This window comes from Ectothiorhodospira sp. BSL-9, from assembly GCF_001632845.1.
GTDB lineage: Bacteria > Pseudomonadota > Gammaproteobacteria > Ectothiorhodospirales > Ectothiorhodospiraceae > Ectothiorhodospira.
In genome coordinates this window covers 1,424,697-1,435,669 of record NZ_CP011994.1, presented here as the reverse complement: position 1 = coordinate 1,435,669, position 10,973 = coordinate 1,424,697, and the positions used below count along the sequence as shown (strand labels likewise).

General features: G+C 63.8%; 13 protein-coding genes. 9 read left to right on the top strand and 4 right to left on the bottom strand.

Translation table 11 applies throughout. From position 1 onward, the window contains the following. The first annotated feature begins 124 nt into the window (after window positions 1–124). From ECTOBSL9_RS06800 to ECTOBSL9_RS06780, 5 genes are read left to right on the top strand one after another with little or no spacing between them, the layout of a single operon-like run. Window positions 125–1,204, top strand: coding sequence for a linear amide C-N hydrolase (locus ECTOBSL9_RS06800; RefSeq protein WP_240481079.1), 1,080 nt, complete (start codon window positions 125–127; stop codon window positions 1,202–1,204). Window positions 1,205–1,208: 4 nt separating this feature from the next. Beyond that, window positions 1,209–2,591, top strand: coding sequence for a TolC family protein (locus tag ECTOBSL9_RS06795; protein WP_168161545.1), 1,383 nt, complete (start codon window positions 1,209–1,211; stop codon window positions 2,589–2,591). Then, window positions 2,584–3,603, top strand: a complete 1,020-nt coding sequence (locus tag ECTOBSL9_RS06790; protein ID WP_063464425.1) for an HlyD family secretion protein — start codon at window positions 2,584–2,586, stop codon at window positions 3,601–3,603. The genes ECTOBSL9_RS06795 and ECTOBSL9_RS06790 overlap by 8 nt, the downstream gene beginning before the upstream one ends. Continuing rightward, window positions 3,600–4,721: an ABC transporter permease gene (locus ECTOBSL9_RS06785; RefSeq protein ID WP_063464424.1), complete on the top strand. Its 1,122-nt coding sequence runs from the start codon at window positions 3,600–3,602 to the stop codon at window positions 4,719–4,721. The genes ECTOBSL9_RS06790 and ECTOBSL9_RS06785 overlap by 4 nt, the downstream gene beginning before the upstream one ends. Next, window positions 4,718–5,857, top strand: coding sequence for an ABC transporter permease (locus ECTOBSL9_RS06780; protein ID WP_082829791.1), 1,140 nt, complete (start codon window positions 4,718–4,720; stop codon window positions 5,855–5,857). Before ECTOBSL9_RS06785 ends, ECTOBSL9_RS06780 begins: the two co-directional genes overlap by 4 nt. A 56-nt stretch (window positions 5,858–5,913) precedes the next feature. On the opposite strand, the gene dinB is transcribed toward ECTOBSL9_RS06780, so the two are convergent. From dinB to ECTOBSL9_RS06760, 4 genes are all read right to left on the bottom strand, one after another. Next, window positions 5,914–7,038, bottom strand: coding sequence for a DNA polymerase IV (gene dinB, locus ECTOBSL9_RS06775; RefSeq protein ID WP_371259019.1), 1,125 nt, complete (start codon window positions 7,036–7,038; stop codon window positions 5,914–5,916). 148 nt (window positions 7,039–7,186) lie between these two features. Continuing rightward, window positions 7,187–7,627: an HIT family protein gene (locus ECTOBSL9_RS06770; protein WP_168161544.1), complete on the bottom strand. Its 441-nt coding sequence runs from the start codon at window positions 7,625–7,627 to the stop codon at window positions 7,187–7,189. Between the two features lie 73 nt (window positions 7,628–7,700). Further along, window positions 7,701–8,045: a hypothetical protein gene (locus ECTOBSL9_RS17290; RefSeq protein WP_063464421.1), complete on the bottom strand. Its 345-nt coding sequence runs from the start codon at window positions 8,043–8,045 to the stop codon at window positions 7,701–7,703. After that, window positions 8,038–8,754 (bottom strand): metalloregulator ArsR/SmtB family transcription factor, encoded by a 717-nt coding sequence (locus tag ECTOBSL9_RS06760; protein WP_063464420.1) that lies wholly within the window; start codon window positions 8,752–8,754, stop codon window positions 8,038–8,040. Before ECTOBSL9_RS06760 ends, ECTOBSL9_RS17290 begins: the two co-directional genes overlap by 8 nt. A 93-nt stretch (window positions 8,755–8,847) precedes the next feature. Here ECTOBSL9_RS06760 and ECTOBSL9_RS06755 point away from each other — a divergent pair, with 93 nt between their 5' ends. The 4 genes from ECTOBSL9_RS06755 (at window position 8,848) to ECTOBSL9_RS06740 (ending at window position 10,960) form a co-directional block, all read left to right on the top strand. After that, complete coding sequence (locus ECTOBSL9_RS06755) at window positions 8,848–9,189, top strand: carboxymuconolactone decarboxylase family protein (RefSeq protein ID WP_063464419.1); 342 nt, start codon at window positions 8,848–8,850, stop codon at window positions 9,187–9,189. Between the two features lie 116 nt (window positions 9,190–9,305). Continuing rightward, window positions 9,306–9,581 (top strand): STAS domain-containing protein, encoded by a 276-nt coding sequence (locus tag ECTOBSL9_RS06750; RefSeq protein WP_063464418.1) that lies wholly within the window; start codon window positions 9,306–9,308, stop codon window positions 9,579–9,581. Between the two features lie 310 nt (window positions 9,582–9,891). Further along, window positions 9,892–10,275, top strand: coding sequence for an MbcA/ParS/Xre antitoxin family protein (locus ECTOBSL9_RS06745; RefSeq protein WP_205632001.1), 384 nt, complete (start codon window positions 9,892–9,894; stop codon window positions 10,273–10,275). After that, the gene (locus tag ECTOBSL9_RS06740) at window positions 10,259–10,960 is read left to right on the top strand and encodes an RES family NAD+ phosphorylase (RefSeq protein ID WP_063464417.1); all 702 of its coding nucleotides are present in this window, start codon (window positions 10,259–10,261) and stop codon (window positions 10,958–10,960) included. The genes ECTOBSL9_RS06745 and ECTOBSL9_RS06740 overlap by 17 nt, the downstream gene beginning before the upstream one ends. The last annotated feature ends 13 nt before the right edge of the window (window positions 10,961–10,973 follow it).

Below are 10,973 nucleotides of genomic sequence, written 5' to 3'. Positions count from 1 at the left end.
AACAGGCCCTGGGTCGCGGTGATGGCTCTCATGGCAAACCGATCCCTACTATTGTAGCCTTTCATCAAACCCGGCCGCTTTTCTGCAGTGGCTCGACTGCATACCGGGTAGGCAGGAGTTGAACATGACATTCAGACAGGAGTTGAATATGTCCATAAGGTTCTTCAGCTGCGCTTTCATCCTGGTGGCGGGTCTTCTGGGTTCGGGGCTGGCGGAAAGCTGTACGCGCGTGGTCTACCAGGGCCCGCAAGATCGTATCCTCACCGGACGCAGCATGGACTGGAAGCTGCCCATGGTCAGCAACCTATGGGCATTTCCCCGCGGCATGGAGAGAAACGGGCTGGCCGGAGATCGCTCGGTGACCTGGAATAGCCGCTATGGCAGCCTGATCGTGTCCGGCTACGATATTTCCACCGCCGACGGCATGAACGAGGCCGGCCTGGTGGCCAACCTGCTTTGGGAGGTCGACGCCACCTATCCTGACGATGATGGTGAAACGCCGCGCATCTCCGTGGCGATTTTCCCGCAATATCTGCTCGACCGTTACGCCACGGTGGCGGAGGCGGTCGCCGACCTGAAATCCAACCCCATCGACGTCGTGACGGGGCCTCTTCCCATAGATCCGAGTCGCTTCGCCACGGTGCATGTGTCAGTGTCGGACGCGACGGGCGACAGTGCGGTGATCGAGTTCATCGACGGCGAGATGGTCATCCATCACAGCCGCGACTATCAGGTGATGACGAACGAGCCCACCTACGACAGGCAGCAGGCCATCCTGGAGTACTGGGAAAACGTGAATCCGCGGGAGTTCCTGCCCGGTACGGTACGTGCTTCCGATCGTTTCGTGCGCGCCCAGTTCTACATCAATGCCGTGGTGCAGAGTGACAACCCGCGGGTCGCCGCTGCCTCGGTGTTCAGCGTCATCCGCCAGACCTCCGTGCCCTGGGGCATCAGCGTGGCGGATGCCCCCAACCTCTCGACCACCCGCTGGCGCGTGGTCGCCGACCACAAGCAGCGGCGCTATTACGCCGAGTCGGTGATCTCGCCCAGCGTGTTCTGGGTCGACCTTGATCAACTGGATTTCAGCGAAGGTGCGGATACTCAGAAACTGGACCTGGGTGTGGACATGGAGCGGGTGCTTTCCGGCGAGGTGTCGGAGCTGTTCGTGGCGGCTGAGCCGTTTGCCTTCCAGGCAGCGGACTGACGCCGTGTTGCGCCGGTCGTTTGCGGTGTTGGCGCTGCTGTATTGTGGCGTCGCCGCAGGGCAGGAGCCCGATCCGCTGTCGCTGGATTTTCGCAGTGCACTGCAGCGCCTTGTCACCGTCAACGAAACGCTGCAGGCATCCCGCGCAACGGTGGAGCAGCGCCGGGCCGAAAGTGCTGAGGCCGATGCACGGCGCCTGCCAACCGTCGAGCTCAAGAGCCGCTACAGCCATTTGAATGCGCCGCTGGAGGCGGATATTGGTCGGGTCAGTGATGCCTTGATCGAGGGCTTCGGGCAGGCTGGGTTGGGTTTCCCTCTGCCCGACTTGCCGCGCCACTACCACATACAGGATCGCGATTTCGTCAACGTGTCCCTGCAGGCGGTGCAGCCTGTGTATCTGGGTGGGCGTATCCAGGCCGGGAGAGAGGCCGCCCGGTTTGGACTGGAGGCCAGCAAGGCTGCGGTGGACCGGTATAGCGGCGAGCTCGAGGTGGCGCTGGTCGAGCGCTTTTTTGGTCAGGCACTGGCCAGGGAGTCCCTTGAGGTACACAAACGCAGCGCGGAAAGTCTGCGTCTTCATGAATTCAACGCGCGCCGCATGGAGACCGAAGGGCAGATCGCCAGGGTCGAGCGTCTGCGGGCCAGCGTTGCCCTGGCCGAAGCCGACAACGAACTGCTGGTGGCGCGTGAACAGCTGGAGCTATCCCGGGCGGCCCTGGCGGCGCTACTGGCCAGCGACCGTCCGGTGACCACAGCGACCCCGATTCCCGCCCCGCCGCCACCGGTGGATCGCGATGCCTGGAAGGCGGCAGCGGAGGATGGCAACCCGGCCCTGCGTGAAGCCGCTCAACGCCTGCAACAGGCCCGCGCCGGGGCGCGTGCCACTCGCGGGGAATTCCTGCCGGTCGTTTCCCTGTTCGGGGCTCGTGCGCTGTATACCGAAGACCTGACGCTGGTCGATCCGGAATGGGTGGTTGGCCTCCAGGCCAACTGGACCCTTTTTGATGGTGGACAGCGCCGGGCACGCATGGCCCAGGCAGAGGCGCGAGTCAGCGAAGTGGATCGACGTCTGGCGGCAGGTCAACGCGACGTGGCCCTGCTGATTGATCAACAGGTGGACCGGCTCAACGGGGCGCTGGCCCGCCAGCGGACGCTCGCCGCCACGTCCGAGTTGACCGATGAAAGCCTGCGTGCCCAGCAGCGCGCATTCGAGGAAGGGTTTGCAACATCAATGGATGTGATCGATGCCGAGTTGGCGCGTTCACGTGTCGCCCTGGGAGAGCTGGCGGCACGTCATGATGCCTGGGTGGCCACAGCCGCCCTGTACACGGCTGTGGGTCGCGGAGAACAACTGGTGAACCTGATCGAGCAACGCGCCAATGACTGAATCCCCTCCATCCCGGCGTTTGGGCCGTGTTCTGCTCTGGACCACGCTGTCAATCCTCGCCCTGGCGTGTTTCGTTGCGCTGCTGCTCTGGTTGACCCGCCCCGGACCGGCCTTCCTGCAGGGGCAGATCGAGGCCGACAGTATTCGGGTCGCGGCCAAGGTCGGTGGCCGTGTTGCGTCCATCGAGGTGGAAGAAGGAGACCGGGTAGAGACGGGTGATCTACTGGCAACGCTGTTCATGCCGGAAGTGGAGGCGCGCGCGGGCCAGGTCCAGGCCCAGGTGGATGCAGCCGGGGCCATGGCCGATATGGCCCGAAGCGGAGCACGTGATGAGCAGATTCGCGCGGCGCGGGCGCAGTGGCAGGCGGCCGTGAGCCAGGCCGAACTGGCTGCTGAAACCCGAACCCGCATCGAAAGCCTGCACACCGATGGAGTGGTGCCGACCCAGCGCCGCGATGAGGCCGTGGCCCGGGCAAAATCGGCCCAGGCCCAGGCGGATGCCGCGCGTGAGGCCTACCACATGGCCCGGTCCGCAGTGCGGCCGGAAGAGCTGCGCGCCGCCGAGGCTCAGCTGCGGCAGGCCCAGCGCGGGCTGAGTGAAGCGCAGAGCACGCTGGCCGAGGCGCAGCAATTCGCGCCGGTCTCCGGTGAGGTCACCAACCGGGTCGTCGAGCCGGGGGAGGTGGTTGGTCCCGGATTTCCGTTGCTGGTCATTACCCGCACCGATCGCCCCTGGGTCACGCTTAATCTACGTGAGGACCTGATGCCCGGCATTCACCCCGGACGTCGCTTCAGCGGCCAGTTGCCGGCGCTGGGGATGCGCAGCGTGGAATTCCAGGTGCACTACATCGCCCCCATGGCCGACTTCGCCACCTGGCGTTCCTCGCGCGACCTGGGTGGCTTTGACCTGCGCACCTTCGAAGTGCGCGCCCGACCTGTCGAGGCAGTGCCGGACCTGCGCCCGGGCATGAGCGTGCTGGTGGATGAACGCAGCATCAAGGCCGAAGAGTGAGTCACCTGCTAGCGCGTGAATGGGCGCGTTTTGCTGCGACGCCCAGGCTATGGTGGTTCACCCTGCTGCTGCCGGTGATGCTGCCGGGCCTGCTGTTGCTGATCTTCATCGAGCAGGTGCCCGACCAACTGCCCGTGGCGGTGGTTGACCAGGACCAGAGTGCGGGTTCTCGCCAACTGGTGCGTGCCCTGGATGGCACGCCCGGCCTCAGGATTGCTGCCCACCTGCCCGACATGAACGCCGCGGCCAGCAGGGTCCGGCAGGGTGATGTCTATGCGGTCATCGTGGTGCCACGTGATTTCGCTCGCGAGGTCATTCGGGCGGAGCAACCGCGCATACAGCTCTACTACAATCGCCAGACCCTGACTGCCGGCAATCTGGTGCTGCGCGAAGTGCGCACCGCCGTGACGACCACGGCTATCGGCATCGGCATGGCCCAGGGGGCGTTACCGGCGGTGCTGGTGGAGAGCCACGCCCTGTTCAACCCCGGGCTGGAGTTCGGCCGTTTTCTGGCGCTGCCCCTGGCTGTTGCGGTGCTACACGTGTTGATGGTGGTGCTGGCCATCGACGTCACCGGTCGGGAGCTTCGCGACGGTTCCGCGGGTGATTGGATGGACGCCGCCGGTGGTGGAATGGTGACGGCGCTGCTGGGCAAGTTGCTGCCCTACATGGTCTGGTTCTTCGTGTTCGGGCTGTTGCTCCTGGCGGTACTGCTGCGCCTGCTCGGTACCGAGTTCAAGGGCAGTCTCATCGTCTGGATCCTGGGCTGGCTGGGTCTGGTCCTCGCCAGTTTTGGGCTCGGAGCGTTCCTGCTCGGCCTGTTGGGCAATCTGCGCCTGGCCACCAGCGTTGCCAGCGTGCTGGTCAGCCCGGCCTTCGCCTATTCCGGCATGACGTTTCCCACCGCGGCCATGGACGGTTTCGCGGCCTTCTGGGCACAGGCACTGCCGTTAGGGTATTTCCTGCACCTGCAGTCGGCGCAGGTGCTGATGGCGGCACCACCAGCAGCCGCCCTGTGGCACGTGTTTGCCTTGCTGCTGTTTGCCTTGCTGCCGGTGCTGACATTGCGGCGCTGGCGGCGCTGGTTCACGGACCCTGACAGCTGGGGCCAGGCATGAGGCGTTTCCTCCTGACGATGCGGCAAGAGTTGACCGTGATCTTCAGTGATCGCGCGGTCGTGCTGGTGCTGATCGGCGGCAGTCTTTTCTATGCGCTGTTTTATCCACTGCCGTACCAGGCCCAGGTAGCCACCGCGCTGCCTGTGGCCGTAGTCGATCACGATTCCAGTGCCCTCTCGCGGCAACTGGTGCGCTGGATCGACGCCACCGAGCAGGTTCAGGTCACGCTCACCACCTCCGATGTCAACCAGGTCCGCGATGCCGTCCGGCGCAAGGCACTGGCGGGTTACATCGAAATCCCCAATGGCTTCGGTCGACAGGTCCTGCGTGGAGAGCCGGCGCGCATCGGCGTCTTCGCCAACGGCGCCTACCTGGTGCTTTACTCGCAGGTGGCAAACGCAACGGCCAGCGCCAGCCTGGCTCTAAGCCAGAATATCGTTGAGCAGCGGGCCCTGACGACCTCGGCGCACTCGCCGGAGGGGGCAAGGGCACTGGCCATGCCGGTAGCGGTTGACTTACATGAGCTCTACAACCCCGACGGGGGCTATGCCAACTATGTGGTGCCGGCGGTGCTCATCCTGATCCTGCAGCAGACCTTTCTGATTGGCATCTGCATGGTGCAGGTCGGGCGGCGAGAGCAGGGGGAGATCGATCGTGCGCCGCTTGTGATGGTCGCGCGAGTGAGTGTGTACCTGGCACTCCAGTGCCTGCTATTCGGTTTTTACATGTTGGTTGTGTATGACCTGTTCAGCTTTCCACACCTGGGTTCCGCAGGCTTGGCGCTGGTTGCCGTTCTGCCGGGTTTTGTGGCCGTGACGCTGCTCGGCTTGTTGCTGGGCTGCCTGTTTTCCAGTCGCGAAACTGCCCTGCAGGTCATGATGCTGGTGAGCGTTCCCGCACTGTTCCTCGCCGGTTTCGCATGGCCGGCCGAGGCCATGCCAGGCTGGCTGGTCAATCTGGGCCTGATCATACCCTCCACCGGCAGCATTGATGCCTTTGTGCGCGTTTACCAGATGGGCGCGGGACTGGAGGAGATCCGGTCAACCTGGCTGGGCCTGTGGTGCCTGGCACTACTGTATGCGATAGGAGCCTGGTGGGCAGGAGGACGAAGCCAGTGTCGCGGGCCATCCTCGTGACTCGCAAGACCCGGACCAGGGCGCTACCTCCCCGGCCTTGCGAAACGCCATCAGCTTCACTCATCGAAAGCCAACTCGCCCTGCTCCCAGAACCCCGGGTCTTCAGCGACATCGGCAACCGGCACCAGGGCGCTCACGCGCACGCCCAGCAGCCGCAACGGCCGATCCATCGGCGCCCGGCGCAGACACTCCCGGCTGGCGGCCAGCAGTTCCGCCTGAGCATCAACGGGCACGCGCAGCGTGTGGTCCCGGGTCAGCGTGCGAAAATCCCCATAGCGCAGTTTGATGCCCACGGTCCGTCCACGCACACCCAGCGCCTGCAGATCAGCGGCCACCCGTTCACAGAGCGCCACCAGGATGCCGGTGAGTTCGGCACGGTCCTGTCGCGGATGCAGGTCGCGCTCGAAGGTGGTCTCGCGGCTGACCGACTTGCGTTCGGCCTCCGTAACCACCGGCCGGTCGTCACGCCCGTGGGCGGCGTCATGCAGCCAAGCGGCATATCGGGGCCCGAACTGTTCCTGCAAAAGCCCGAGCTCTGCCCGGGCGAGATCACCAATGGTATGAATATTCAGGGACGCCAGCCGCTCTGCGCTCTTGGGCCCGATCCCGTTGATCTTGCTGGCCTTCAACGGCCATATCCGGTCCACCAGATCCGCGGGACCCACGTGCGTGAGACCGTCCGGCTTGTCGAACTCCGAAGCCATCTTCGCCAGCAGCTTGTTGGGCGCGATGCCGATCGAGCAGGACAACCCTGTCGCCGTACGCACCGCCTCCTTGATCCGACGGGCGATAGGCTCAGGGTCGCTGCCATGGGAGGTCAGGTCGATATAGATCTCGTCGATCCCACGGTCCTCGATCCTCGGTGCGAGAGAGGCAACCGCCACCTTGAAGCGCATCGAGTAGTGCCGGTAGGCCGTGAAATCAGCAGGGAGCAGAACCGCATCCGGTGCGAGCCGGGCCGCGGTCATCAGGCCCATGCCGGAATGCACGCCCCGGGCACGCGCTTCGTAGGTCGCGGTGGTCACCACGCCCCGGCCACGGTAATCACGTAGATGGGTGAACTGAAGGACGCCGTCGTCGCCAACCGTCGGCGCCATGACACGGCGCCCACCCACCACGAGGGGCTGCCCCCGCAGTTGCGGATAGCGCAGCAGTTCCACGGATGCGTAGAACGCATCCATGTCGAGATGGGCAATGCAGCGGCCGCCGTCCATTGGCGGCATTGTCCGTGAATCCGTCAAAACCTGCACAGCCCCGGGGATACCGGGCTGCTGACTGTCAGCCTCGGCCATGGCCACTGCCCTGGGGCTCTGGGTTTGGCGAGCCGGCCTATCGCACACAGTGTGATTCAGTCACATCAACACCATGAAGATCCAGCGCGCTGCGCAGATAGGCCACCAGGTCCGCCTGCTCCCCCGGGTCGTAGGGGTCCGGATCACCGTGTCCCCAGACCGGCCCCGGCCAGGCGGGATCACCCGCGTGGCGCCCCACCACGTGCCAGTGCAACTGGGGCACCAGATTGCCCAGCGTCGCGAGGTTTGTCTTTTCAACACCGGGCAGGACTGACAGCACACGGGCACACTCGGCAAGTACTCCGTCCACCACCAGGCGCTCATCGGGTGCCAGTTCCCACCACTCGCGGAAGCAGCCCATCGCCGGAATCACCAACAGCCAGGGATAGCGCGCGTCCCGAAACAGCCGCACCAGGCAGCCATCCCGCGTTCCCACTGCCACGCTGTCTGCCTCCAGACGTTCATCCAACTCGAACACGGCGATTCCTCCTGTCGACACATGTCGTACGTAGGATACATGCAGTTGGTCCGTCCCCTACCATAAGACAGGATCAGTCAGGCCATCGGTAGCCGGTGGCGTCCAAGAGCCTCGGCGAGACTATCCACCGACGGTTCGCGGCGCTCGGTGGGGTGGATCGCGACCTGCCACAGCGGGAACCGATGCCCGAACCGCCGCGCTTCGATTGAAGCGTGGCGGCGATGATCCTGATCGACGCATGGAGGCTTTCGGACCCGTAGCGCATCACCGGCAGACCACTGCAGCGCTCCGGGCCCGTCTCTGCAAACGTGGCCATGATCACCCGTCCGCCGGGTCGCAGACCTTGTTGCTGGCGTTCCACAAGCGAATCACTGGGCCGGGTGGCGTAGACTTCATCCCAATGGGCTCTGTCAGGCATGGCGGTGACTCCTGGGTTCGTGTTCGGTGGGTGAGATTGCGTCCCGGGATTCCAGCGGCAGACCTGCTGCCTGCCATTCCGAGACGCCGTCGCTGAGCTTGTGGGCCCGATACCCCAGGCGCCGCAGCAGGGCCACGGCCTCGTCGGACAGCACGCAGAACGGCCCCCGGCAGTAGGCCACGATCTCCCGATCCAGCGGCAGTTCGGCCAGCCTGGCCTCGATCTCCGCCAGGGGGAGTGAACGGGCAAAGGGCAGATGGGCCGCCTCGAACTCCTCCGGCGGACGCACATCGATCACCACCACCTCCCCCTGGCGCGCCTGGGCCAGCAGATCGGTCCGGTTGCGGGAGTCCAGTGTTGCCATGGCACCCGACATCTGTTCGAGGGTGGCCCGCAGCTCCAGCAGGTGCTGCTCGGCAACGGAACGCACCATCACATTCAGGGAGGCCACATCCTGGCCGGACAGGCGATAGAAGATGAAACGCCCCTGTCGGCGGGGCATGACCAGTCGGCCTTCCTTGAGCACCCGCAAGTGGGCGCTGGCCAGCTTGATGTCGATGCCCGCCTCTTCCGCCAGGCGATCCACCGACTTCTCCCCTTGGGCCAGGAGATCCAGGATCTCCAGACGCTTGGGGCTGGAGAGCGCCTTGCCGATGCGAGCCACCTGCTCATAGAGCAAGTCCTGAAGGGTGCGATGGGTCTGGGTCATGAGGCCTTCTTTTAAGACGAGGACTTCTTGTAATACACTCTAATGATCATTAGATAAAAAGCCTTGACATCCATCAAAAATCCCGGAGTGGACATGCACAAAGACTGGAATCAGACCGTAAAGCAGCTGGGCGGACTCATGCAGGAAGTGGGCAGCGGCATCCCGGAGGTCGCCAAGGCCTTTGGGGCTATGGACAAAGCCGCATCCCAGGAGGGAGCGCTGTCCACCAAGCATAAGGAATTGATGGCCTTGGCCATCGGCATCGCCTTGCGTTGCGACGGCTGCATTGCCTTTCATACCAAGGCGGCCATCAAGCACGGCGCCACCCGGGAGGAAGTCATGGAAACCATCGGCCTGTCCATCTACATGGGCGGCGGTCCGTCCTATGTCTATGGGGCCCAGGCGCTGGAAGCCTTCGATCAGATGAGTGGGTGAGCGGGAAAGTCGTCGTCTGTTGTTTCCCGCCCCTGATCGCTGATCACCACCGCCAGAAGTTGGGGGTCGAGCCCGAGAACGATGACCGGAACTGAGGGGCATGGGCTCCGCACGGGGTGACCCATCCGGGTCTGATTGGCAATAGCCTGAACCGCATCGATGCCTCGGGCATCGACAAGATACGCTCCTTGATAAGCGATCTTCAGGCGGCCAACTGCACCCTGATGTTCAGTGGGCTCAAGCCCGGCGTTCTCAAATACATGAAACGGGCAGGCCTACTGGAGGATATTGGCGAGGAAAACATCTTCAGCTCCTACAGAAAAGCTCTCGAAACGCTCCAGCCATATCGAAAAACCCACCCGCACAGGCTGCAGCAAGAGGGTATTGATTGAACCAGAGTCATGGTTGGCTGTGCAGCGTCGCCCTGGGCCAGCGCCTTGTCCACGGCACGCCCGGCTGTACCTTGTGGCACCAGCATGCGGCTGATCAGAGTATTGGTGTCCAGGACCAAGCGGGTTTCTTCCGTGCGCATGGCAGGTCTTCAATCGTCCGAGGCGAGCAACTCAGTCGGCCATGGATCATGGTTTACACCACATGGTGCGCTTCGCGAACCAGAAAGACATATAGATCATTTGAGCGCTATAATTAAAAGAACGATCAAGTGTTCCGTAGCGAAACAGGCCATTGCCCAGGAGGTGCCCCATGCAGACGATGACGACGGAGCAACGCCAGACACTGGCTGCCGCCGGTTTGCGGGCTTATCCAGACATTGCCCGGGCATGGGGGCTCAAGGAGCAGGAGGCAGCGCGACTGCTGGGGGTCCCCGGCCAAACCTATCGACGCTGGAAGCGTGACCCGAACCGGGTGCAGGCGGACGTGAACCTGCTGGAGCGTCTCTCCCTGATTCTCGGTATCTACAAAGCGCTGCATATCCTGCTGCCAAGGCCCGAATCCGCGCATGGCTGGGTGAGACGACCGAACACCAATCCCCGCTTTGGCGGACACCCCCCCCTTGAACGCATGCTTGGGGGGCATGTAGCAGACCTGGTGGCTGTGCGGGAGCATCTGGATGCCGCCCGAGGCTGATCTTCTCGCCCAGTTTTCAGAGGTGGAGGTGCATTGGCCCAAGAGCTACCGGATCGTACCTTCCCGTTTCCCACCCATAGACCTCTTCGAGGCTGTTGCCGGACAAGCCGGCGATCTGGCGGCCCTCCATGAGCTTGAGGGCCTGACCTCGAATCGCCTGCGCGAGGCGGCCGGCGAGATCCATCTGGTACCCGAACAGGATCGCCGATTCGGGCCCGGCTACACGCCGGTCATGGCCGCCTTTACCTACCCGGCCCAGAGTCGTTTTTCCGATGGGGCCTACGGCGTGTATTACTGCGCCCGAGACGAGCACACCGCGGTGACCGAAACCCGTCATCACCGCGAGCGTTTCCTCCGTGAATCATCGGAACCCTCGATCAACCTGGAAATGCGGGTTTATCTGGCAGAGTTGCGGGCGCCGCTGCTCGACCTCTGCGCCCCCACTGGCACTCCCTACCTCGACCCCCACGATTGGCGGCCTTCGCAACACCTGGGACTTCAGGCCCGACAGGCGGGTCGTTACGGATTCATCTATCCCAGTGTAAGGGATGCCGAGGGCGGTCTGTGTGCGGGTGTCCTGAGGCCACCCGCCCTTGGGCCAACCCGTCAGGGCAGGCACCTGCAATATCGATGGGATGGCGAAAGGATCACCGACATCATTGAACTGAGGGCAACGGGATATTGACCTCGGGCCAATG

Bases quoted from the DNA above. Each gene is read 5' to 3' on its own strand.
- ECTOBSL9_RS06780 (WP_082829791.1), top strand. From the start codon at position 4,718: ATGAGGCGTTTCCTCCTGACGATGCGGCAAGAGTTGACCGTGATCTTC.
- ECTOBSL9_RS06740 (WP_063464417.1), top strand. From the start codon at position 10,259: ATGCCGCCCGAGGCTGATCTTCTCGCCCAGTTTTCAGAGGTGGAGGTG.
- ECTOBSL9_RS17290 (WP_063464421.1), bottom strand. From the start codon at position 8,045: ATGCCTGACAGAGCCCATTGGGATGAAGTCTACGCCACCCGGCCCAGT.
- ECTOBSL9_RS06800 (WP_240481079.1), top strand. From the start codon at position 125: ATGACATTCAGACAGGAGTTGAATATGTCCATAAGGTTCTTCAGCTGC.
- ECTOBSL9_RS06790 (WP_063464425.1), top strand. From the start codon at position 2,584: ATGACTGAATCCCCTCCATCCCGGCGTTTGGGCCGTGTTCTGCTCTGG.
- ECTOBSL9_RS06760 (WP_063464420.1), bottom strand. From the start codon at position 8,754: ATGACCCAGACCCATCGCACCCTTCAGGACTTGCTCTATGAGCAGGTG.
- ECTOBSL9_RS06755 (WP_063464419.1), top strand. From the start codon at position 8,848: ATGCACAAAGACTGGAATCAGACCGTAAAGCAGCTGGGCGGACTCATG.
- dinB (WP_371259019.1), bottom strand. From the start codon at position 7,038: ATGGATGCGTTCTACGCATCCGTGGAACTGCTGCGCTATCCGCAACTG.
- ECTOBSL9_RS06745 (WP_205632001.1), top strand. From the start codon at position 9,892: ATGCAGACGATGACGACGGAGCAACGCCAGACACTGGCTGCCGCCGGT.